Annotated in this window: 19 protein-coding genes, 1 tRNA gene and 1 other RNA gene; 12 read left to right on the plus strand and 9 right to left on the minus strand. The window is 50.3% G+C overall.

Annotation, left to right across the window (positions count from 1 at the left end):
• Positions 1-55 precede the first annotated feature (55 nt).
• Entirely contained in the window at positions 56-241 is a 186-nt protein-coding gene (locus tag FCL45_RS04150; RefSeq protein WP_136799420.1) for a hypothetical protein, read from the minus strand.
• 652 nt (positions 242-893) lie between these two features.
• On the opposite strand from FCL45_RS04150, the gene FCL45_RS04155 reads away from it, so the two are divergent.
• The 8 genes from FCL45_RS04155 (at position 894) to FCL45_RS04190 (ending at position 8,045) form a co-directional block, all read left to right on the plus strand.
• Positions 894-1,502: a PAS domain-containing protein gene (locus FCL45_RS04155; RefSeq protein WP_136799419.1), complete on the plus strand. Its 609-nt coding sequence runs from the start codon at positions 894-896 to the stop codon at positions 1,500-1,502.
• Between the two features lie 126 nt (positions 1,503-1,628).
• The gene (locus FCL45_RS04160; RefSeq protein ID WP_167495886.1) at positions 1,629-3,407 is read left to right on the plus strand and encodes a SpoIIE family protein phosphatase; all 1,779 of its coding nucleotides are present in this window, start codon (positions 1,629-1,631) and stop codon (positions 3,405-3,407) included.
• A 126-nt stretch (positions 3,408-3,533) separates the two neighbouring features.
• Complete coding sequence (locus tag FCL45_RS04165; RefSeq protein ID WP_136799417.1) at positions 3,534-6,059, plus strand: ABC transporter ATP-binding protein/permease; 2,526 nt, start codon at positions 3,534-3,536, stop codon at positions 6,057-6,059.
• Entirely contained in the window at positions 6,034-6,549 is a 516-nt protein-coding gene (locus FCL45_RS04170) for a Crp/Fnr family transcriptional regulator (protein ID WP_136799416.1), read from the plus strand. Before FCL45_RS04165 ends, FCL45_RS04170 begins: the two co-directional genes overlap by 26 nt.
• A 3-nt stretch (positions 6,550-6,552) precedes the next feature.
• Positions 6,553-6,954: an ATP-binding protein gene (locus FCL45_RS04175; RefSeq protein ID WP_136799415.1), complete on the plus strand. Its 402-nt coding sequence runs from the start codon at positions 6,553-6,555 to the stop codon at positions 6,952-6,954.
• Positions 6,955-7,051: 97 nt separating this feature from the next.
• Complete coding sequence (locus FCL45_RS04180; protein ID WP_136799414.1) at positions 7,052-7,390, plus strand: STAS domain-containing protein; 339 nt, start codon at positions 7,052-7,054, stop codon at positions 7,388-7,390.
• Positions 7,391-7,419: 29 nt separating this feature from the next.
• The gene (locus tag FCL45_RS04185; RefSeq protein WP_136799413.1) at positions 7,420-7,740 is read left to right on the plus strand and encodes a hypothetical protein; all 321 of its coding nucleotides are present in this window, start codon (positions 7,420-7,422) and stop codon (positions 7,738-7,740) included.
• Positions 7,741-7,841: 101 nt separating this feature from the next.
• Positions 7,842-8,045, plus strand: coding sequence for a hypothetical protein (locus FCL45_RS04190; protein ID WP_136799412.1), 204 nt, complete (start codon positions 7,842-7,844; stop codon positions 8,043-8,045).
• Positions 8,046-8,089: 44 nt separating this feature from the next.
• Here FCL45_RS04190 and FCL45_RS04195 read toward each other — a convergent pair whose 3' ends face one another.
• Positions 8,090-9,070 carry a hypothetical protein gene (locus FCL45_RS04195; RefSeq protein WP_136799411.1) on the minus strand — a complete coding sequence of 327 codons (981 nt, stop codon included), beginning with the start codon at positions 9,068-9,070 and terminating at the stop codon, positions 8,090-8,092.
• A 217-nt stretch (positions 9,071-9,287) separates the two neighbouring features.
• On the opposite strand from FCL45_RS04195, the gene FCL45_RS04200 reads away from it, so the two are divergent.
• Positions 9,288-10,184, plus strand: coding sequence for a GGDEF domain-containing response regulator (locus FCL45_RS04200; protein WP_136799410.1), 897 nt, complete (start codon positions 9,288-9,290; stop codon positions 10,182-10,184).
• Positions 10,185-10,410: 226 nt separating this feature from the next.
• Here the strand turns inward: FCL45_RS04200 and purF are convergent, their stop codons facing one another.
• The 7 genes from purF to FCL45_RS04235 all read right to left on the minus strand — a co-directional run bounded on the left by purF (position 10,411) and on the right by FCL45_RS04235 (position 16,997).
• Complete coding sequence (gene purF / locus FCL45_RS04205; protein ID WP_136799428.1) at positions 10,411-11,826, minus strand: amidophosphoribosyltransferase; 1,416 nt, start codon at positions 11,824-11,826, stop codon at positions 10,411-10,413.
• 319 nt (positions 11,827-12,145) lie between these two features.
• Positions 12,146-13,294, minus strand: a complete 1,149-nt coding sequence (locus FCL45_RS04210) for a M20/M25/M40 family metallo-hydrolase (RefSeq protein WP_136799409.1) — start codon at positions 13,292-13,294, stop codon at positions 12,146-12,148.
• 15 nt (positions 13,295-13,309) lie between these two features.
• On the minus strand, positions 13,310-14,518 hold the full coding sequence (gene ispD / locus FCL45_RS24990; RefSeq protein WP_136799408.1) for a 2-C-methyl-D-erythritol 4-phosphate cytidylyltransferase: 1,209 nt from the start codon (positions 14,516-14,518) through the stop codon (positions 13,310-13,312).
• A 76-nt stretch (positions 14,519-14,594) separates the two neighbouring features.
• Positions 14,595-14,950, minus strand: an RNA gene (gene rnpB, locus FCL45_RS04220) — RNase P RNA component class A.
• A 193-nt stretch (positions 14,951-15,143) separates the two neighbouring features.
• Positions 15,144-15,863, minus strand: coding sequence for a zinc ribbon domain-containing protein (locus FCL45_RS04225; protein ID WP_136799407.1), 720 nt, complete (start codon positions 15,861-15,863; stop codon positions 15,144-15,146).
• A gap of 20 nt (positions 15,864-15,883) precedes the next feature.
• A complete protein-coding gene (locus FCL45_RS04230; RefSeq protein WP_136799406.1) occupies positions 15,884-16,717 on the minus strand; it encodes a Nif3-like dinuclear metal center hexameric protein in 834 nt (277 codons plus the stop codon).
• A gap of 203 nt (positions 16,718-16,920) precedes the next feature.
• A tRNA-Ile gene (locus FCL45_RS04235) sits at positions 16,921-16,997 on the minus strand.
• 311 nt (positions 16,998-17,308) lie between these two features.
• Between FCL45_RS04235 and FCL45_RS04240 the strand changes: the two genes are divergently transcribed.
• The 3 genes from FCL45_RS04240 (at position 17,309) to FCL45_RS04250 (ending at position 22,430) form a co-directional block, all read left to right on the plus strand.
• Positions 17,309-19,102: a M48 family metallopeptidase gene (locus FCL45_RS04240; RefSeq protein ID WP_136799405.1), complete on the plus strand. Its 1,794-nt coding sequence runs from the start codon at positions 17,309-17,311 to the stop codon at positions 19,100-19,102.
• A gap of 156 nt (positions 19,103-19,258) precedes the next feature.
• Positions 19,259-20,104, plus strand: a complete 846-nt coding sequence (locus FCL45_RS04245) for a deoxyribonuclease IV (protein WP_136799404.1) — start codon at positions 19,259-19,261, stop codon at positions 20,102-20,104.
• Between the two features lie 523 nt (positions 20,105-20,627).
• A complete protein-coding gene (locus tag FCL45_RS04250; protein WP_136799403.1) occupies positions 20,628-22,430 on the plus strand; it encodes a GspE/PulE family protein in 1,803 nt (600 codons plus the stop codon).
• The last annotated feature ends 64 nt before the right edge of the window (positions 22,431-22,494 follow it).

Below are 22,494 nucleotides of genomic sequence, written 5' to 3' on the forward strand. Positions count from 1 at the left end.
GAAACGCTCAGCGACGGTGTTGATTGCGCTTATCCATCACAATGGGAACGGCGGGTCAGATAAGGCCAGCCGTTTTCCAGAAAGGCTTGATGTTCAGAGCTTCTGTTAAATACTCTTCCCAGTGTTCCTCCGAATTGTCATTGCCGAATTGTCGCCGGTACTCTAGCCTGATCATATGCCGCACCTTGTGGCTGGTTCGGCGCCACTCTATTGCCAGATCGTAACGTTGCTCCGGTGTCATCACTCTTCTCCCCCCGATGTTTTAAAGATATGGAACAAATTACCGGGGCAGTCTTACTATTACCTTAAAGTCCCTGCTTATACAGGATAAAATATCTTGGTTATCACCAATCCTCAGCTTTAAAAGGTGAGGAGAGAACGTCAGGCGTTGGGCGTGAGGCGTTGGGCGTTGTGGATTGTAAAGTGGTTATCTCCTATAATAATCAATTATGTCGGATTGTTGAGGAGTCCTGTTTGGTTTTTAGTTGTACTCCCAGGCCACTTGTTCCTGCTCCTCCTCACAAATCTTATGTCGGGAAGGTAGGAGCCAGCACCCCACCCGGCACGTCAGGCAAATTTGCTGATTATCAGATGTGCAATGAAAAGAGTCGAATACGATTATGATAGTTGGGTGATTTCATTTAATAGATGATCCTCTTGTTGGTTTTTCGTCGGCCAGATGTGATTGGCAACCCCATTGTATTTTGAGGTAGAATTAAACACGAAGCGTTGCAAATTCAGGTAGACCCGCCTGATTGAAGCGGGGCGCGTTAACGGAACAGGTTGCAGGGATTGAAATAATATGGAAAAATCAATTGCTTGTGGGCTGTTCCCTGTGGTGGAGTTTTGACCGGTAGATATTCGTTGTTCAAATACTCAAACCTGGGTGGGCTATGGATACTGATCATCCCGTCGGGAAAGCGACAGACTTTGAGTTGGAGAAGTTATTCAACTCTATTACGGATATAATATCAGTTCATGACAGGAACTTCAGGATCGTCCGGGCGAACAAGTCGTTTTACAGTTTCATTGGTAAATCGCAGGAGGATTTGCTGGGCAAGCACTGTTATGAGGTGTTTCACGGGAAAAGTGAGCCATGGCCAAACTGCCCGTACAAAAAGAGCCTGGAATTTAACAGTACAGTCAGCGAGGTAATTGAAGACGACAATTTGCCTGTGCCTTTGCTGGTAAGCTGTTGCCCCATCTATGATGAAACAGACCAGATTGTTGCTGTTGTCCACATCGCCCGCAATATCTCCCGGGAGAGGCATCGCGAACGAAAGCGGGAAGAGCTCATAAGAGAATTGAGTGAAGCCCTTACCGAACTGAAGGTGCTTAACGGAATTTTGACAATCTGCGTGTCATGTAAAAACATTAAGGAAGGTGATGGCGCCTGGGTACGTATTGAGAAATTCATAGCTGAAAATACCAAGGCGACGTTCAGTCATGGAATCTGCCCGGATTGCGCTCAAAAGCTCTATCCTGATCTCGATGATGAGTAACGCTGGTCTTTGAGCGTTAAAGATGTCTCTGACCTAATCGACTGTTCACAAAAACACTTTCAAACAATTCTCATGACCTTCAACCTGCGCGAATTTCTGCTGCCGAGAACACTTCAGCAGCGCAATATGTATTATATAATCTTGCCCACGATGATCATTTTGCTGGTTGTCGGGGTGGTCTGCTTGCGCCTTGCCCGCGATGTTTTGCTGGAGCAGTGGGAACAGACGGCAGTCGCCCGTATGCAGCAGGCCGCTCACCATGTTGATATGCTGCTGATGCAGCCAAAAGAACTGCTGTTTATGTATCAGGAGAATCTGGAGCAGAACCAAAACAGACGGGTGGCAAGCTATCTGCTTGATGAGATTCGACAGCAGGAGGGAGTGATTACAGCTCAGGTCATCTGGTATAATAATGAGAGCAGATCCGGTGAGAGGGGGCATGTAATGGAGGGAATGCGTGTCAGGCGCAAGCAGCCTCTTGAGCTTACGATCCCGGAATATGATGCCGAGTTGAAAGGTCCCACGACATCGCTGGTAAGTGAGTTTTATAACAATGATGGCCAGCGCGTGGGAAGAGTGGAGGTGAAAATCCTTTTTTACAGCCTTATCAAGGACATTGTCGATTCTGAGGTCTGGCAGGAAAATTTGGCCTTCATCGTCGATAACCAGGGTAACGTCCTGACCCGAAAAAACATTCTCGAGTTTGATGATCAGTACCGGGTAAACGAGAAATTCGGGGAAAGTGGAAGGCTGGAAAAAATTACCATGGAAGAGATCAATAAAAAGCATCACGGCATTGTCTATGGTGCCGGAATGCCGCCGGAACGGGTGAGTGCTTTTTATCGATTGCAGGAGGCACCCTGGGCATTGGTTGTGGTCGCACCGGGAGAGAGGATTCTTAAGGATATTATCACTTTTCGCCGCTATTTTTTCTGGGTGGCGGGTATCGGTATGCTTACTGTGCTGATTTTTATCAAGCTTGCGACCAGCGCTCCAGCAAAATTGATCAGAAACGTCTCGGAGTCGGCCCATAACCTGGCAAATGGTCAATTTGGGCCGGAGTTGGAAGAGAGAGGGCGGGACGAAGTAAGCCAGCTGGTGAGAAATTTTAACGTCATGACCCGGCAGCTCAAGGAGCGGATGGAGTTGCAGGAAGCAATGACCGTTGCCAGGGAAGTGCAACAGAACCTGCTGCCAAAATCAAGCTATAAAGAAGATGGCATAGATATCTTCGGGCTGAGTCAATACCACGATGAAACGGGTGGTGATTATTATGATATACTGCCTGATCCGAAGAATTGTCAGCGGGTTGGGGTTGTCGTGGGCGATGTGGTTGGGCACGGCATCGGCGCAGCGTTGCTGATGGCATCTGTGCGGGCGCTGGTCCGTTGTCGAAGTGAACAACCGGGAACCTTGGTGGAGGTCGTCCGGGATGTCAATGAGCTGCTATACAAGGATACTGAAAAGACAGGCAATTTTGTGACTCTGTTTTTTCTGGTTGTTGAGCGGGACAAAAATATTCTTCGCTGGGTTCGTTGTGGTCACGAGCCTGCCATACTGTATGACCCGGCTGCCAGAGAATTTGTCGAGGTGAGGGGGGACGGCCTGGTTCTCGGCTTTGATAAGGATTGGCAATTTCAGGAAAACAGTATTGAGATAAAAGATCGCGAACTTCTGCTGATGATCGGCAGTGATGGTATATGGGAGGCACAAAACACCTCGGGAGAGTGTTTTGGCAGGGCGCGGGTCGAAGCGCTTATGCTTGCCAACTCAGCCTGCACAAGTGAAGAATTGTGCAGAATTATCACAGACGCGGTAATTCATTTTTGCGGTGAAAAATCGCTGGGAGATGACGTTACCCTGGTTATGGTCAAAATTAATAGCAATGGGCAGGCTGTGACCTGAAAAAGGCAAGACACATGTCACCCGTAAATTTCGTGTTAAGGCCGAAGATGATTATTCTGGAAATTTTTAAAGGTAGCTCTGCAATAGCACCCCTGCGAGTTGACAGCGAGGTCAAGGAGCCTGTGAATGGCTGAAAAGAAGGCGACAGAGCTGACCCGCAGATCGATTTTTTACTGGGTGCTGCATGGAAATCTCAAGCTCCAGCTGCTCCTGTTATTCATAATTCTCCTCGTGGTTGTGGCCAGGGTTTTGCCGCTTGAGATGCAGAAGAGGATCATCAATGACTCGATCGCTCTCCGAAAATTCGACAATCTCATTCTTTATTCCTGCATTTACCTGGCAGCCGTCGCGGCGGCAAGCGGGCTGAAGCTGGCTATCAACTATATACAGACCATCATCGGCGAAAAGGCCATGGTGGAGATGCGCAGGGAACTCTACAGGCATATCGTAACCCTGCCTCTTTCCTTTTTCAGAAAAACCCAGCCGGGAATGGTTGTCTCTTCCCTGGTAACTGAACTGAGCACGGCAGGAGCATTTGCAGGTATGGCGCTCTCGGTGCCGGTCACTAATATTTTAACCCTGCTGGCCCTTGGCGTTTATTTGCTATGGTTGAACCCTAAGCTCGCAATGGCGACACTGGGAATATATCCTTTCATAGTATTTGTACTTCCGCGCATGCAGAAAAAAGCCAACATTGCCAATGCCGAGCGGGTGGATCTTTCCAGAAAATTCTCAAGCCAGATAGCCGAGTCGATCACGGGAATTCAGGAAGTCCAGGTTCATGGTGCCTATACCAGGGAGAATGTAAAATTCGGGTTGTTGGCGGAGGCGCTCAGAAAGGTCCGAATTCGCTGGACGTTACTGCGGCAGGGTATAAAGACGACCAACAACTTCTTTGTCAGTCTGGGCCCGTTCATCGTCTTTATTTTCGGTGGTATTCTTATCCTGCGTGGTGAACTTGAGTTGGGTGCCATGGTGGCTTTTCTGTCTGCCCAGGAGAAGCTCTATGACCCCTGGAAGGAGCTTGTTGATTATTACCAGGTGTATCAGGATGCGCAGGTAAGGTATTCGCGCACTATGCATCAATACTCGGCCATGCCCGATTTTGACCCGACCATCACCAGGGACGAGCAATTGACCCTGCAGGGGGAGATCGAGATTAAAAATCTCGTCTATCAAACGCCGGAAGGCGCCCGGTTGCTCGATGGCGTGAGCATGAAACTTGCACCCGGGCAGCATCTGGCTGTGGTTGGTTTTTCAGGAAGTGGCAAGTCAACACTTGTTCAGTGTATTGCCAGAATGCACAAGTACCGATCGGGCACCATCACCCTGGATGGTCATGACCTGCTTGATTTCACCAAACAGGATATAATTAAAAATATAGGCTACATCTCCCAGAGCCCATTCGTCTTTACAGGAACCATCAGGGAGAATCTGCTTTATGCAGAACGGGCTGTAAGCGAGATTGCGGCTACACCGGAGAACCTGCCGCAACTTGAAGCACCTCCGCTCGACAGAATGATTCTTTGCCTGCAGCAGGCTGGTTTGTTTGTTGATGTATTGAGATTTGGGCTCAAATCACTGCTCGACAATTCCGATACGGCAATGATGGAGAAAATAGTGCGCATGCGCGCAAATTTCCGGAAGAATTTCGGCGAGCAACTGGCAGATTATGTGGAGTTTTATCAGGTCGATGTGTTTCTCTATCAGGCGACGCTGGCAGAGAATATCCTGTTTGGTATGTACCATGACAGAAGCTGGAATATCGACCGGCTCATCGGCCATGATGACTTTAAAGCGTTCATCAGGCATGCAGGTCTTGAAGAATTGCTGATAGACCTCGGTATTGAGATCGCCCATCAGACCGAAGATATACTCTCTGGTTTTGGCTCGGTGGAGATGTTCTTCAGGTTTAGCCCTGTTGAACCTGAACGTATGCAGGACTACCGGTTATTGCTGGATAGAATCCGGCCTGCGGAAAATTACCGTATGGCTGATGCTGACAAGCAATCCCTGATTCACCTGGCCCTTAATTACAGCCCTGGACGCCACAAGGTCGCAACCTTTACCGACGAGATTGAAAGGGAGATTCTTAATGCGAGAAAAGCCTGGGTAAGCTGGAGTACTGAGAAATATCCTAAAAGATTCAGTCATTACGATGAGAAAGAGTATATTGTTGATGAGCCCATTCTCAACAATATTTTCTTTGGCAGAGTTGTGACAGATCTGCCCCACGCCCAGGAAAAAATAAATATAGCCATGATCCAGTTACTCATTGAAGAAGATCTTCTTGAGCAGGTCGCGAGCATTGGCATGGATTTCGGGGTCGGTAGTATGGGAGACAAGCTTTCCGGCGGGCAGCGGCAGAAACTGGCAATTGCCCGTGTTCTGCTGAAAGAGCCGAGAGTGATTATTATGGATGAGGCGACATCTGCCCTGGATAATAAGTCTCAGGCCCGTATTCAGCAGTTGATGGATACCCGCTGGAAAGGGAAATCGACGGTTATCTCTGTGGTTCACCGACTCGATTCAATTGCCAATTTTGATTTTGTGGCGGTGATGAAGGCGGGAAAAATTATCGAGTTCGGCAATTATAAGGAATTGATGAAAAAGAAGGGGGTGCTCCATGAGCTCGTCTCTGGAAGACGGTAAAAAGCATGTTTCAGAACTGCAGCGTAATCTGGAAATAGTCAGAGAAATCGAGTTTTTTGAAGGTTTTCCCCCAGAGGTGGTGAAGCTGATCGCATATCTCTTTGAGCAGGGGAGATATCGGGCCGGTGACGTTTTGATAGAGAGAGGCGATGATCCGGGAATGGCATTTTATATAATTTCAGGGGCTTTGGGGGTCTATCTGGAGGTGGACAAAAAAGAGAGACTCCTGAGAAGTTATGGCGAAAAAGAATTCATCGGGGCCTTTTCTCTGGTGGGCAGCATGCCGTCCCTGTTCACCCTGAAAGTGGAGGAACCTTCGACACTGCTCATTCTCAACCGGGATCAATTTTTGACTATTCGTGAAAAACACCCGCAGCTTGCGCCTCTGTTGAGGAAAACGATGTTGAAGCAGTTGCGGCTCTGGGAGCAGAGGAACCTGGAAAACCTGGATCTTTGTTGTCTACAAAAAGTGGGCGTGACCCTATTATAAAGAATGAACGTTACTTTTCAACTGACAGACGCCACCCTGGATCAACTGGATACGCTCAGTAATGCGATAGAGAATCTTCAGGAGTCAATCCAGTGCTCAGACAAGCAGATGTTTGAAATTCTGCTGGTCATAGAGGAGTTGTGCGCTAATGTTGTAAGGCATGGGAAAGGTAAAAACATAGAAATATCCCTTGTTAAGGACTGGGATCAGCTGATCATTACCATGGTCGATGACGGCGCGCCTTTCGATATAACCAAGCAGCCATTGCCTGACACCTGTGAAGCTTTGGCGCAGCGTGTACCGGGAGGGCTGGGGGTGCATCTGGTACATTGTTATACTGACAGTATTGAGTACCAGCGCCGGGACAAAAAGAATGTAACTGTGGTTCGTAAAACTATAGATTAGCAGAAGACAGGGAACTATCGTAGAACTGGAGCCATCTGCAAATCGTCACAGACAGCGGGCGGTTGCCCGGTGTGAATATTTTCATGAGGCTTTAAATATGGAATTTACCATTGCAAAGGAAGCAAACACAATCATTGTAAAACCGGTCGGTCGGCTGGATTCGCTCACATCACCCGATTTTGAAAGAGAGATGGAAGAGTATGTGCGCACACCGAAAAACAATTTGCTGCTGGATTTTAACGATCTGGATTATATATCGAGCGCCGGACTCCGGGTGGTGCTGAATGTGGCGAAGGTGTATCGGGGGATTGACTGGCAGTTTGCAGCATGTAATATGCAGGATCATATCCGCGAGGTTTTTGAAATTTCGGGATTTGACAGTTTTATCAAGATCCATAATTCCATTGGTGATTTTATTCTTGCCCAAGGAGATTGATAAACGCATTTGTTGCCATGGAGGTACGCATGATCACCACGTATCCATTTTATTTTCAATATCAGGTTCGACCGACGGGTGAAAACGATGGATATTCAGACCTGAGCGGTGCGATAGCGACAGTGATGGTTTTTGCCGAGGATATTGAACTTGCCAAGGCGAGGGCTGGACGGCATGTGGCAAGGAACCACTGGGAAATTATAGAGGTCAAACGGACCATGATGGTGCGCAGACATCATGTGGAAAACATGGAAGGCATGCTGAAGTCGGTTTATAAAAAGGCGGAGCAGGCTGGCGTGGCAGCTGTTTTCGATGGGTGGTACAGCTCTGGTACAAGGGTGCAGGCCTGAAAGAGATTCTACAGCAAAAGAAGAATCTTATCGGGTCGCGATTCCTGCAAAGATTTGGCCTGGCAGAAATTACAGGCAATTAACAGGTAAGGACGAAAGGCGTGAAGGATACTATTGGAGAGAAGCTGGTAGAAGCAGTGAAAGAACCGCAGAAATCACAGAGCCATGAAAGTTTCGTGAAGGCAATGGAGCTGAGTAAGGCGTATGCCAGTTCAGGCTCAGTTACCCACTACAGTGCCGTGGCCAGAACTTTTTATGAACTGTTTGAAATGTTTGAAACAGGTAAGGATCCCAGACAGAAATAGCATGTTCGGAGCATAGAGACAAGGTCGCCGGGGCTGGCATGGGGTCACCTGTTTTGTGGATGACGCCGCTTGAGGTAGTGACCCAGCAAGGCGGGATTTTTCTCGCTTTTGGGGACTATCATTTTCAGGTACTGGATATTCTTTTCGATATAATCGAGATAGAGATTTTTATCTATGCCCCACCACTCCCTGAAATGGGTCTGCATTGCAAGGCATCTGTTTTTGAACTGAACGGCTAGTCTGTTTTCAATAACTTCATAGTAGAAGGTTGCCGTTCCCCGCATCAGGTCCATCGAGGAGTCGAACTCTTCAATGCCGGCATCTTTTTGTTCCATATACAACAGTGGAAGGCTCTCCAGGTAATACCTGTCCCCCATTTGGGCGAGAATATCAGCAGTGCCGAGCACGTGGCCGGTCAGTTCGATCTCTTCCGATTCAAAAGGCAGGGTTTCCGGCTTTATATCCAGATTTGTACAGTTGATAATTGGTTCACAGTTGTCAACGTAGGCGTCGGGCAAGCCAAGCTCAGAGATATATTCCCTGGCGAAGTTTATTGAGCGTTTCTCGTGGCATTTGAGATACGCGGAGCCGTTTGATTCTGAATCATGAATTGTGAGAAGCATGCCGGTATCGTGGAAATACGCGCATAATATGCCAAGTTTTATCACATCGTCCGGCAAATGATGGCCGTCGCATTTCAGGCCATGAAAGAGCCGCATCGTGGCCAGAACAACACTTCTGGTATGGCGGAGGTCATGATATTTGATGTTACTTTTTCGAAAACCTTGCTTTTTGCCATCAAATATTGCGTCAATATCATTATGCAACCGGATGATAAAACCATCTTCCGTGGCTGGAAGCAGATCATTGGAAATTCGGATCAGTTCCGGGAGCGGATCTGTATCGGTACCACTCTCGAAGACATTTCTCAATTCGATATCAGAGAAATTGCGTGGAGTGGACTCAGGAAGCTCGTCGTGCTGTTTCAGGGCTTCCTCGGTTTTATCAGCCTGCCAATTCGTCATACGGTAATCCTATCTATTCAATTGATCCAAAGCAATTGAAAGATAAATTTATTAATGATTTCGGTGTTAACGGCTGATATTGCCCTATTCGGAGAGAAATTGCAAAAGACTTTTTCCATACTGGATTTTAATCATTTCAATATGCTACTATTGGTGATTGTAAATCCGTAATTGTCAATATTTGGAACCAAATCCAAAAGGTTGCGAAATATACAGCATGGAAAAACCTAAGGATAGTGCCAAAATACTCGTCGTGGATGACGATAGCCCTGTGCGTTTGGCGCTGAAGGCTATGGTCACTTCGCTTGGTTACGATTGCCTGGTTGCCGAGGGGGGCGAGCAGGCGCTGGCGATTATGGCGGAAAACGATATCGACATGGTGTTGTCAGATATTGTCATGCCCGGCATGGATGGTATGGAGCTCCTTGGAAAAATCAAGAAAACACATAAAGATACCGATGTGATAATTGCTACGGGCTTTAGCGGCAGGGTCAATTATGCCGATGTAATCAGCGCGGGCGCCATGGATTTTATCAAGAAGCCGATAGAGCTTGCAGAGTTGGAAGCAAAGCTTGCCAGAGGCTTCAGGGAGAGGGCTCTGGTACGGCGTCTGGAGCAATTGTCGCTCAGCGATGGTTTGACCGGGCTTTTGAACAGGCGTGCCTTCGACCAACGATTCACCCGAGAGGTTGAGCGTGCGAATCGTCAGGGCTATCAGCTTTTCCTGGCAATCATTGACGTGGACAGATTCAAGGAATTCAACGATACCTACGGTCACCAGGAGGGTGATCAGGTGTTGGTGGCTCTGGCCAGGGTAGTCGTCGATTGTACCCGGACTAATGTGGATATGTGCTTCCGCCTCGGTGGAGATGAATTTGCAATCCTGCTGCCGCAGACGAATTCAAGGCAGGCTCAGGGGATAATGAAAAGGGTGCTGAATGGCTTTAATGCGTATCAATTTGGTACAACTACTCTTTCCATAGGCCTGGCAACATGCAGGAGAAATATTGATGTGCCGGTAGCTGAAGATGAAGAGATGATGAAGGCCAGAGCAGATCAGGCAATGTATGACGCGAAAAACAGCGGCAGAAATCGTATCGTCTGTCGCGGCTGAGTCGGACTTTCTATAAGCCGCTACTCTCTGGAATCATTGTGCAATCTACTGGTAGGGAAGAGTGTTGTAGCTTTACCTTGTTACTCCTGTCACCGTTCTCCTCACGCCGAACTCCTTGCAGCGAAGCTCCAGCAGTAATCAGATAAAAAAAGCCGTAACTCCTATAGAGAGTTACGGCTTTTTCTTTTCAGATTATCCTGTAGTTGCCTTCGAGCTGAGCAGAATCCTAGTCCAGGGCTTCTTTCTTGAACATTTTATCAGGCTCGACCGGATAAACTCCGTTGAAACAGGCAAGGCAGAAGGCATTTTTATCCATGCCGGTCGCTTCCACGAGGCCTTCGAGGCTCAGGTAGTGCAGGGAATCGAGGCCGAGGTATTTGGCGATTTCGTCAATGGTCTTCTGATTGGCAATCAACTGCGATTCGGAAGGGAAATCGATACCATAATAGCAGGCGTTGCGAGTCGGAGGACAGCTGACCACCATATGCACCTCTTTGGCGCCTGCCTCACGCAGGGCACGGACACGGCTCTTGCCGGTCGTTCCGCGAATGATGGAATCCTCAACGATAATTACTCTTTTATCTTTCAGGAAACCCCGAACCGGATTGAGCTTCACGCGGACATTAAAGTCGCGCATGGACTGTGTTGGTTCAATAAAGGTGCGTCCGACATAATGGTTTCGGATAACGCCCATCTCCAGCGGAATGCCGGATGCCTGGGAGTAACCGAGAGCGGCGTAGTTGCCAGAGTCGGGAAACGGCATTACAAAGTCGGCATCGATCTTGGCTTCTTTGGCCAGGATTTCTCCCATCCTTTTGCGGGCCATGTACACACTGGTGCCGAAAATATCAGAGTCGGGGCGGGCAAAGTAGACCTGTTCGAAGATACAGAAGTTCGTCTCCTGTCTTGGCCAGGGGTAGAGTGAGCGCATGCCCTCCTTATCGAGAATCAGCATCTCACCCGGAGCGATATCGCGAACGTACTCGGCGTCAACGAGGTCGAGAGCGCAGGTTTCAGAGGCGACAATATAACCACCATTGGTCAATTTACCGAGACACAAGGGGCGGAAACCGTCTGGGTCGCGCACTGCCACCAGGGTATCGGGGGTCATAACCAGCATGGAGTAGGCACCCTTCATGGCCCTGAAGGTTTCTTTTAACGCATCTTCGAGCCCCTTCTTGGCGGCGCGTACCATCAGGTGAAGAACAACCTCGCTGTCCATTGTGGTCTGGAAAATTGAACCGCGATCTTCCAAAACACGACGTAATTGCATGGAGTTGGTCAGGTTGCCATTGTGGGCGACAGCAAGTGTCGTCCCCTGGTGGCTGACCATCAGTGGTTGAGTATTTACAATGTTGGAGGCACCGGTGGTGGAGTAGCGCACATGGCCGATGGAGATGTTGCCCTTGAGCCGCTGAAGGACATCTTCAGAGAATACCTCGGGAACCAGCCCCATATCCTTGTGCATGCAGACCTTCTTGCCGTCGGAGGTGACGATACCGGCACTCTCCTGACCACGGTGCTGCAGGGCGTAAAGGCCGAAGTAGGCGAGTTTTGAGGAATCATCGTGCCCGTAAATACCGCAAACTCCGCATTCATGGGTTGGTTTCAGTGAGTTGTGGTGAATGGTGTTGTCTGACATAAACCCGTCCGTTGAAGTACATTCTGCAAGAGGAATACGTGTCGTTTCCATAAGCTGGAATTCCGATCGGCTCTACGCAGAGGCTTGAAATTAAAGGAAAACTAAATAAACTAGGCTATTGGGCTTAGCTTGGTGCAAAGCCCATCTTGTACCATGTGATGCTATAATTCAACAAGAAAGAACGTCCTGGAGATACTTTATAAACGAAAATACCATGCTTTAGCTTTCGTTATAGAGTGCATAACCGTCGTTAGATGTTCTTATCTATACTGATAATGCCGATTTCCTCATCAGGCTGCTGATTCAAACAATGAACAGCTTAATTGCCGGAGGCAATTCCATAAACAAGTTCTGTAACCCGCACCAGATGGTTCAGATCCAGTTGCTCGTCGGTGGTGTGTACTTTTTCCATACCGGTGGCGACAATGGCAGTGGGGATGCCGAAGCCATTGAGTATATTGGCATCGCTTCCTCCACCGGCAATCACGAACTGCAACTCTCTTCCCATTTGTTCTCCAACCTTTTGGATGCGTTGAATAACGGGTGATTCGATTTCGAGCAGCATCGCCGGATAATCTGTGGTGGTCTGGATGGAAAGTGCAGGCTTGAGAGTGTTTTCAGGGGATGGATTCTGCCAATCCTCTATCACCTGCTGAAAGGTGTCCGCGATCAGCCTGGTTTGTTGCTCAAGCTTCTCGATTTTATGGCTACGGACCTCTCCTTCGATGATCACTGTTTCCGGAACGATATTGGTTGCCGAGCCACCGCTGATAACGCCGAAATTGGCAGTAGTTTCGTTATCAATTCGTCCTAACTGGATACTGTTGATTGCTTTAGCCGCAACCTGGATGGCGCTGATGCCTGCTTCCGGGTTGAGCCCGGCATGGGCGGCAGCACCGGTCACTTCAATGCGAAACTTGTTGGCGGCCGGAGCGCCTATCACCACACTGTCGATGCCGCTGGAGTCCAGGGCGTAGCCATATTTTGCAGTGATGTTGGAATGCTCGAGGTGCTTGGCCCCGAGCAGGCCGACCTCCTCGCAGGTTGTCAGCACCACTTCGATGAGTCCATGCTCAATTTTCTGTTCTTTGAGAATAGTGAGGGTCTCGATAATAGCGGCAATGCCGGATTTGTCATCCCCGCCAAGTATGGTCTCGCCCTTGCTGGTGAAGATGTCGCCGGTGCGTACAACTTCGACACCAGTGCCGGGTTGTACGGTATCCATGTGAGCAGAGAAGAAAACGCCTTCAGTATCGTCTTTGGTCGCATTGAAGCGGATGATCAGGTTGCCGCACTCACTGCCGGTTCCTGTGGCTGAATTATCTTCGATGATTTGATCTGCACCGAGGGAAGCGAACACCTCTTTCAGATGATCCGCAACCGACTTTTCACTTCGCGACGGGCTGTCAATCTCGCACAGTGTGGTGAAGGTTTTGGCTATACGTTCTCTATCGATATATTGAGTCATGCTGTCTCCTGCTGACTAGTTGGCTGAAGTGAGTAAAACAACGGCGTGGCAGCTAATGCCTTCGCCCCGGCCGGTATATCCCATCTTCTCTGTGGTGGTGGCCTTGAGGTTGATGGCATCTTCGGGTGCCTGGCAGCTTTTCGCCAGCACCTCTTTCATCCTGGGGATATGGGGGGCAAGTTTTGGTTTCTGGCACACCACAGTGATATCGGCGTTACCGATCCTGTAGCCTTTTTTCCTGGCAAGCTCAATGGTTCGATCAAGTAGCTTGATAGAATATATATCCTTGAAAGCACCGTCACTGTCGGGGAAATGGCTGCCGATATCGCCGGCACCCAACGCGCCGAGAATCGCATCACACAGGGCGTGGGTAAGCACGTCGGCATCGGAGTGGCCGGCGAGGCCCAACTCGTAGTCGATCTCAATGCCGCCCAGCACAAGTTTTCTCCCCTCGACAAGCCGGTGGGCATCAAAGCCGTGGCCTATCCTGCAGGCGGCCGCCCCCTCGGGTGCGTCGGGCGACGGGTTGTCGTTTTGTAGTGATCTCTGCATAATGATCTCAGCCAGTGCCAGATCTTCGGGTCTGGTGATTTTGAGATTAGTCTCCTCGCCCATGACCAGAGTCACAGGGATTCCGGCGTGCTCAAGCAGCATCGACTCGTCGGTGACATCTTGACCGGCAGCGGCCTGATACCCTTTTCTCAACAGGGCGAGGGTGGCGGCCTGGGGGGTCTGGGCCTGCCAGAGACCTTCACGGTCTACGGTATCTGTAACCAGGTTGCCGTCTCCACCACGCTTCAGGGTATCCTTAACGGGAACTGCGGCAATTGCAGCGCCATGCTGCTCCACCGCCTGACAACAACGGTCGATCAGCTCAGAGGAGAGCAGGGGTCTTGCCCCATCGTGGACCAGCACGATTTCAATGTCATCGTCCAGCGCCTCAAGTCCGTTGAAAACCGAGTCCTGTCTTCTACGGCCACCGGCGGTGACAATAAGCGACGGGCAGTTAAGGCCGTGTTCGGCCAAAAGGTGCTCGGTCTTTTCCAGCCACTCGGCAGGGACCGCAACGACGGTCTGATCAATGGCCGGATGGCGGACAAAAGCCCGGACGGTATGGACCAGAATCGGAGCATCTCCGAGGGAGTGATACTGTTTGGGATGATTGGATTTCATCCGGGTGCCGGAACCGGCCGCAGGGATGATGGCGGCAACTTTCGATGTCATTACGTCAATAGTTGAAAATAGAAGAAGGCTGCCCCGATCTGTCAACAAAAGTGTCAGCAGCAGAACAGCCTCAAAAAAATTGGAGTGGGCTATAAGCCGAATTCTGTCTCCCCTTGCGGGGCCATGATCATTTAACTGGGATGCTGATTGCTCAGCACCTCTTGCAACCTACCCGGAGATTTCGAGCGGGCAACTCTCAAGCATCTCTCTATTTGGTCTTGCTCTGGATGGGGTTTACCGTGCCTCTCTTGTCGCCAAGAGAGCGGTGAGCTCTTACCTCGCCGTTTCACCCTTACCTGAAAAATCAGGCGGTTTAATTTCTGTGGCACTTTCCCCCGGTCACCCGGAGTTCGTGTTACGAACCATCCTGCCCTGTAGAGTTCGGACTTTCCTCTCCGGCACCAGGGCCGGAGCGATCATGCGCCCACTCCAAAACTTACAATAATGAGAAAGCTGAAAAGATGAAAGTGTAAAGATCAGCCTCCGCACATACCCTGCATGCCTGGGCAGGCAGCAGGTCAACTTCTATGTTGTTCTGCTCTAAAGCAAAACCCGTATCGCGATCATGCGCACCTTACGATACGGGATATGCAGCTTCAGTCCGCAGAACAGGCACAGCCGGAGTTTATTCGGCGGTGACAGGCTCCTGGTGATAGACGATACGCTGGCACGACGGGCAGTCGAGCATGGTGTCGCCTTTCAGCAGCATGTTGTATTTCTGGGGCGGGATTGACATAAAGCAACCCTGGCAGACGCCCTGGAGTACATTGGCAACCGCCAGACCGTTACGGTGTGAACGGAGGGTGTCGTACTTTTTCAGAAGGCGGGCCTCGATAACCTGGGCCTGATTGGCGCGCTGGTTATCTTTGGATTTCTTGCCCTTGTTGATGGCCTCGATGGCGTCACGAACTTTGGCTTTTTCTTCTTCGACCAGCTTCTTCTCGCCTTTGAGCAGGTTTTTCTCCTCATCGATCTGAGTGGACAACGCTTCAGACTGTTCCATGAGAGCGACGATTTTGTCTTCGTTCTCCTTGACGCTTTTCTTGCCGTCTTCGATCTCTTTTAAGAGAGCGGTCTGCTCACGTCCGGTCTGGACCTGCATCATCTTGGACTGACGATCCTTGACGTGATCGAGCTTGTCACTTGCTTCAGTCTCAAGGACACGCTTTTCTTTTTCAATTTCAGCGATTTGCTCGGTGAGGTCGGCGATATTCTGCTCGCGCTGGGCAAGGGCGGTAATACGCTCATCAAGGGCATTCTGTTCAGACTTGATCTGGTTGTCGATTTGGTCAATTTCCAGGTCAATGCCCTGGAGGAGGATGAGCTGAGCTATGTGATCGTTCAAGGTACTTCTCCTGTCTGGGGTTATGCTTTGGTAAAGCTGTCTTGTTGCAGGCAGACAAAAGGGTGCTTCTCTTGTCTTGACTGCATTATTTTTATTTTCCAGCCATTGGCTGAGGCAAGCCGTTCGAGCTTGGTTGCCAGCAGTTGTACCGCAGGCTGTTCTGTTCCGTAATGGGTGCCTTCAATAAGGCAGAAGTCACGTTCTTCCGCCCAGCGGGCGATATTGTGTTTGATCTCACCGGTGAGGTAGATATCCGCACCTGCTGCATATGCCGCTGGGGCAAAATCTGAGCCACTGCCACCGCAAACCGCTACCCTGCTGACAAATTCAGGCATAGGGCCTGCAACCTGCAGTGTAGGTAAGTCAAGAACGTCGATGGCTTTGGCGATAAAGTCGGTTATGGGCAGTGGTTGCTGAAAACTGCCTATGCGTCCTGTTCCAACACCTGGTTCGGCAGAGCCGGCTGCGGGAAGCAGTGGTGTAAGTTCTGTAAGGCCAAGAGAGGAAGCGAGAATGTCGCTGACGCCTTCTTTGGCGCTATCGAGATTGGTGTGGCAGGCGATGATCGAGATTTTTTGAGAGAGGGCTTTTTCGAGAATCTTTCCCTCGGGGGAGGCGGTGTTGATGTTGGGCAGGGGGCGGAAGATAACTGGATGATGGGTGAGGACTGTGTCGGCGCCCAGGGATGTTGCCTCGTCCATCAAGGCGTTTGTTGCATCCAGGCCAATTAATACTGAGCGTATCTCCTGGTCTGGATTGCCGACAAGCAGGCCGACGTTATCCCAATCTTCCGCAAGATCGAAGGGAGCCTCCCGATCTAGCGCGGCGAGAATGTCAGAAATTGTTACTTTCATAAGAAATATTCTGTAATTTCAATGCCACAATAAAAAAAGGTACAATCCTCTGGATTGTACCTTCAACTTCGTACCGTCTTGGACGGGACTGTAGACCCGAAACGACGCTGGTAGAAAAGGGTTGGTTTAATACCTCCCCTGTATATATATGTCGTTTTTGTTGTACTCAAGGAACCCCAGGCCTATGGTAAATCACTTTGTTATGGTGGGCGCAGTAGGACTCGAACCTACGACCGACCGGTTATGAGCCGGTGGCTCTAGCCAACTGAGCTATGCGCCCTTCGATAATGCAACACAGTATATAAAGTGTAACAGCTAAAAAAGTCAATGCAAAAATGAGGGCGCATTTAAAAAACAGCTTTACACCCGAACAAAATAGTACCGAAATTTGCTTTGACCAGTCTCCCTGGCAAAAAAACGCAGGAGAACTACAATGTCATGGAAACAGTATGCGATGTGAATTATCTTTAACACTCCTGTATTTTTGTAAAAATATGACATTGGTGGGCCTGGTTAGAACATCTTGCAACCCGGTTTAAAGTATTACTCAAATGTTTACAGTGCTCCCGTTGTGCTCAATGAGGCTTGATTTTGATCTATAATAACCTGCTGCTCTTTCTGGTTGCCATATTCCTCTTCGCCATGGATACCGTGCCTGAGGCCCCGATGCTCTCGCCCTGGTATGGGTTGGGTATCTTTGTTGTTTCACTCTATGGCTACGAGAGGATCTGTATTTATATCTATTCCCGCCCATGGGCCCGGCGCTCTGCGGGCTACTTCGCCGCAGAAAAGCGTTTGTCCCTGATGGCATTGATCATCTTCGGGGCAGGGGCGCTCTATCTCAGCGATGCCAAATATTACCTGTCGGCATTTTCGCTGGGTGACAGGGTCCCGGCGCTGGTGAATATTGCCGGCCTTTTCCTGTTTATGCTGTATCTTGCCGTTATGTGGCGGGTTGCCAGGCCGCGCTATGAAAAAATATTTGGTCGTGAGTACACCCCGGCCGAATTTGTCGCCCTGAATATAAGAGCCAACCTGCCAATCGTACTGCCCTGGATCATTCTTTCAGTCTGTTATGACCTGCTGGTACTGCTGCCCTATCATGGCATGCAGAAGTTGCTCGCGTCAAGCTGGGGGGACCTGGCCTTCTTCGTCCTGTTCCTGCTCTTTGTGGTGTTGTTTTTCCCGCCGCTGGTGCGAAGATTATGGGGCTGTAAGCCGTTGCCCGATTCAGAGCTGAAAAGTGAGCTGACCCGCTTTTGCCAGAGCCAGAATTTTCGGGCAAGGCTCTACGAGTGGCCGCTCTATGAAGGCAAGGTGCTTACAGCCGGGGTAATGGGTATAGTGCCGGGCCTTCGCTATGTGCTGCTTACGCCCGCGATAATGCAATCAATGAGCAGGGAAGAGCTCGAGTCGGTGATGGCCCACGAGATCGGCCATGTTAAACGCCATCATCTGCTGCTGTACATTTTTCTGATCGCAGGTTTCAGCCTGTTGGCCACTCTCTTGATAGAGCCGTTCGCTTCATTTCTGATATCGCATCACCTGTTTGTAGATGCAGTGATCACCACCGGCATGGATGTGGAAACGCTGGTCTCTGTAATCAGCGCGGTGCCGCTGCTTATTTTTCTTGTTATCTACTTTCGGTTCATCTTCGGGTACTTCATCCGCAATTTTGAACGACAGGCAGACTTGCATGTCATTGGCGCAGTAGGGCATGGCCGGGCTCTTGTTTCTGCTTTTGAGAGAATCTCCTGGCTCAGCGGCGGTATTCGGGAAGAAAAGAACTGGCATCACTTCGGTATCGGTGAACGGATCGATTGTCTGCAGGATGCGGAACGTGACCCGTCCACAATTTCCCGTCACGACAGAAAAGTACGCAACAGCCTGCTGGTTTATGGCCTGGTACTGGTCATAGCCGCAGTTGCTGCATGGCAAATTCCCGACAGACAATCATCCGTCACCGGCCAGGAGAGGGTGATACTGCACATGGCGCAGAAGGAGCCGGACAAGGCCCTGTGGCAGTTGCTGGTTGGCAACCTGATGATGAGCAGGAAGATGGAGGCCCAGGCTCTGGCGGCGTATGAAAAGGCCTTCAGCCTCGAGCCGATCAACCCGGAGGTGATGAACAACCTGGCCTGGCTGTTGCTGACCGCAGAGGACAAGAGCCTGCGCGAGCCCTTTGAGGCACTCACCCTGGCTAAAGCTGCTGCGACTCTCGCCCCGAGAGGTCATATTCTCGATACCCTCGCCCATGCGTACTGGGCAAACGGCATGAAGGAAGAAGCAGTTCAGGCCGCCAACCAGGCCGCGCTTGCCGACCCGGAACGCAGACGCTTCTACCAGGGCCGCGCTCAGCAGTTTGAGCAGGAAGTGTATGAATGATCGAAGTGAGGAAATTGAAGTGAGGAGTGAGGTGTAAGGGGATAGGAGGAAAACTTTATTGGCCACCTCACTCCTCACCCCTTTCTCCTCACAGTGAAGTTGTGAAACACTGAACCAGCAATAACCATAAATTAAGATAGATAGAACGAGGTATAAATGCCGTTATTCGGAGCACATGAGTCAGTAGCAGGTGGTTTGCATCTGGCCTTTAAACGTATAGAGAGTGTCGGCGGTGATTCACTGCAGATTTTTACCCGCAACCAGCGCCAGTGGAAGCCGAAACCGCTGAGCGAGAAAGAAGTGAAAGACTTTTTAACGACTCGTGAGCAATATGCGGGAATGCCGGTGGCATCTCATGCTTCGTATCTGATCAACCTGGCGACGGCCAAGGAGGAGCTGCTGGCAAAATCGGTGGATGCGCTGGCGATGGAATTTACGCGCTGCCATCAACTGGCTGTCCCTTACGTGGTCATTCATCCGGGTTCCCACGGTGGAGACGGTGTGGAAGCAGGGCTTGAGCGTTTTGTTGCCGGCATGGATAACGCCCTGGAGTCGGGATATGATGATGTAATGCTCCTGATCGAAACCACGGCCGGGCAAGGTACAGGGCTGGGGAGCCGTTTTGAGGAGATTGGCTATATTCGGGCCAATTCGAAATTTCCTGAGCGTATCGGGGTGTGTGTGGATACCTGCCATATTTTCGCGGCGGGCTACGATCTGCGCACCGCGGAGGCGTATGAGGCGACCATGCAGGCGCTTGATGAGCATGTCGGCGTGGAGCATGTGAAGTTCATTCACCTGAATGACTCGAAAAAAGATCTCGGTTGCCGTGTCGACAGGCATGAGCATATCGGTGATGGCATGATTGGCCTGGAGGGTTTCCGCCTGCTGGTGAACGACCCTCGCTTTGCAGAAATGCCCATGACGCTTGAGACACCAAAAGGCGAAGACCTTGCGGAAGACCGGGAGAATATCGCCAAGCTGAAGAATCTGCTCAACTAGCCCGGATATTTCACGATTCTGGCGGATTCATGTGCAAGGCATCAAGGGTGAAGCTGTAGCAATTTACCGCAAGCACTTGATAACGCTGCACATGAGTCTGTCAGAAACGCCCGAAGGGTGAAACGTCAGACTCTGATCACGGGTGCAAACTGTACCGTGAAAAATAGAGGTATTGTTAGACCCAAGTGACCGATACAATTTGGTAAAATATCATTCACTCAAGCATTTCATGAAATATTCGGGCTAGAGCCCGGTCTTCAGGCGGTTGTCCCGTGGTAATTCCCTGAAGACACTTGCATTCGTGCCGGGAGTAGTGAACTATACATTTTCTTTACATGGCAGGTGTGTGAATGAAGATAAAGCGGGAATTCTTTTTAAAAAATCGAGGCGTGCGGGAATTTTCACCGCAGACATATGGAGATATGTGTCGAAGATGAAATTCGGAGTGCACCGAAAAGTTGAAAGAAAAGAGCCGTTTTAGAGGGGTGGGGAGAAGAGAGCAACAAGAGATATTAGGTGGAAGATGAAATTTTTGAACAGTGATGCGCTTCTCGACATGCTGGTCCGGCATGGTGTGATGAACATCAAGCAGCGTCAGTTTATTACCCTTGAGAAGGGCAAGCAGCGTCAGAAGCTGATAAAGCAGGCCCAGAAGGCCAGGGTTGCCGAGAAAGCCAACCCCGACCTGGTTGACATAATTGTCTCATTCCAGATGCAGGTTCCCGGAACCAAAGGGGAGATTCTGGATGAAGAGACCATTATGCGGGTGGTGAGCAAGGAGTATGACCTGCCGTTTAAAAAGCTCGATCCGCTTGATCTTGACATGGATATTGTCACCAAGACAATCCCCAGGAACTTTGCCATTAAACAGCTTATCCTGCCGGTGGGCATGCAGGACGGAGTGCTTGAAGTGGCAATGTACCACCCGGACCGTCAAGCAGTATTGACGGATATCGAGCAGGCCAACCAGGTGAAAGTCCGGCCCTGTATCTCCACCAAAAGTGATATCAAACGAATTGTCAGTGAGTTCTTCGGGTTTCAGAAGTCGATCAGCGCGGCTGAAGATCATATCGGTGTAATCAGTCAGGGCAGTGCCTCCGTCGATATCGGCAATCTTGAGCGCTATGTGAAAATCTCTTCGGCCAAAGAGATTACTTCATCAGACCAGCATATCAAGACCGCGGTCAACCATATCTTCAACTATGCCCTGGAGCAGCGGGCCAGTGATATCCACATAGAGCCCAAGCGCGAAGTGACCATGATTCGCTTTCGCATAGATGGCGCGCTGCACACAATTTATAAGCTGCCCAAAGCGGTACACTCTGCCATTACCTCCCGCGTCAAGTTCCTGGCCCGGCTCGATATCGCCGAGAAGAGAAGGCCGCAGGACGGTCGCATCAAGATCGGTGTAAAGGGCGAAAAAGATGTGGAAATTCGTGTCTCAACCGTGCCGGTCTCCTTTGGCGAGAAGACCGTTATGCGTATCCTGGACCCGGATGTGATCTTTCAGGATGTGAACCAGCTCGGTTTTTCCAGGCGCGATCTGTCGGTGTATAACTCCTTTATCAACTCACCCCACGGCATCGTGCTGGTTACCGGTCCCACGGGTAGCGGTAAATCGACCACCCTCTATTCAACCCTGAAGAAGATCGCCACGCCCGAGAAGAATATTGTCACCGTCGAAGATCCGGTGGAGATGGTCTATGAAGAATTCAACCAGATCTCGGTGCAGCCGCTGATCGACGTAACCTTTTCAACGATTCTCAGAAATATCTTACGGCAAGACCCGGATATCATCATGATTGGTGAGATCCGCGATAAAGACACGGCGGCACAGGCGGTACAGGCGGCCATGACCGGCCATCTGGTCTTTTCGACCTTGCACACCAATGACGCGGTCTCCTCCATCATCCGCCTGCAGGATCTCGGGCTGCAACCCTTCATGATCGCCTCGACCCTGCTCGGCTGCATGGCCCAGCGGCTGGTGAAGACCATCTGCCCGGAATGCAAAACCACCGTCGAAGCAGACAGCCAGGAGCTGGCGAGAATAGGCTTCCCCAGCGCGGGCAGTGGTACTGTGATCTTGAGTAAAGGCGAAGGCTGCAGGCATTGTCGCGGCACCGGTTATCGGGGGCGCTGCGGTATCTTTGAGATTTTCCCCACGTCTTCCGCGATCAAGCGCATGACTGTGGAGGGCGAGTCCGGCGAGGTTATGCGACAGGTTGCAATCCGTGAAGGAATGACTACACTACGCGAGGACGCCTGGGCCAAGGTGAAGGCGGGTATCACCACCATTGAAGAGGCAATCCGGGTCACCGGCGAATAAAACCGGCTGATAGTGGCGCAGGGTTGCATTGATTTCGTGCAATCGCCGGGATTATGGTGTAAGT

Source organism: Desulfosediminicola ganghwensis (assembly GCF_005116675.2).
GTDB classification, from domain to species: Bacteria; Desulfobacterota; Desulfobulbia; order Desulfobulbales; family Desulfocapsaceae; genus Desulfopila; species Desulfopila ganghwensis.

Bases quoted from the DNA above. Each gene is read 5' to 3' on its own strand.
- FCL45_RS04150 (WP_136799420.1), bottom strand. From the start codon at position 241: ATGACACCGGAGCAACGTTACGATCTGGCAATAGAGTGGCGCCGAACC.
- FCL45_RS04155 (WP_136799419.1), top strand. From the start codon at position 894: ATGGATACTGATCATCCCGTCGGGAAAGCGACAGACTTTGAGTTGGAG.
- FCL45_RS04160 (WP_167495886.1), top strand. From the start codon at position 1,629: ATGTATTATATAATCTTGCCCACGATGATCATTTTGCTGGTTGTCGGG.
- FCL45_RS04165 (WP_136799417.1), top strand. From the start codon at position 3,534: ATGGCTGAAAAGAAGGCGACAGAGCTGACCCGCAGATCGATTTTTTAC.
- FCL45_RS04170 (WP_136799416.1), top strand. From the start codon at position 6,034: ATGAGCTCGTCTCTGGAAGACGGTAAAAAGCATGTTTCAGAACTGCAG.
- FCL45_RS04175 (WP_136799415.1), top strand. From the start codon at position 6,553: ATGAACGTTACTTTTCAACTGACAGACGCCACCCTGGATCAACTGGAT.
- FCL45_RS04180 (WP_136799414.1), top strand. From the start codon at position 7,052: ATGGAATTTACCATTGCAAAGGAAGCAAACACAATCATTGTAAAACCG.
- FCL45_RS04185 (WP_136799413.1), top strand. From the start codon at position 7,420: ATGATCACCACGTATCCATTTTATTTTCAATATCAGGTTCGACCGACG.
- FCL45_RS04195 (WP_136799411.1), bottom strand. From the start codon at position 9,070: ATGACGAATTGGCAGGCTGATAAAACCGAGGAAGCCCTGAAACAGCAC.
- FCL45_RS04200 (WP_136799410.1), top strand. From the start codon at position 9,288: ATGGAAAAACCTAAGGATAGTGCCAAAATACTCGTCGTGGATGACGAT.
- purF (WP_136799428.1), bottom strand. From the start codon at position 11,826: ATGTCAGACAACACCATTCACCACAACTCACTGAAACCAACCCATGAA.
- FCL45_RS04210 (WP_136799409.1), bottom strand. From the start codon at position 13,294: ATGACTCAATATATCGATAGAGAACGTATAGCCAAAACCTTCACCACA.
- ispD (WP_136799408.1), bottom strand. From the start codon at position 14,518: ATGACATCGAAAGTTGCCGCCATCATCCCTGCGGCCGGTTCCGGCACC.
- FCL45_RS04230 (WP_136799406.1), bottom strand. From the start codon at position 16,717: ATGAAAGTAACAATTTCTGACATTCTCGCCGCGCTAGATCGGGAGGCT.
- FCL45_RS04245 (WP_136799404.1), top strand. From the start codon at position 19,259: ATGCCGTTATTCGGAGCACATGAGTCAGTAGCAGGTGGTTTGCATCTG.
- FCL45_RS04250 (WP_136799403.1), top strand. From the start codon at position 20,628: ATGAAATTTTTGAACAGTGATGCGCTTCTCGACATGCTGGTCCGGCAT.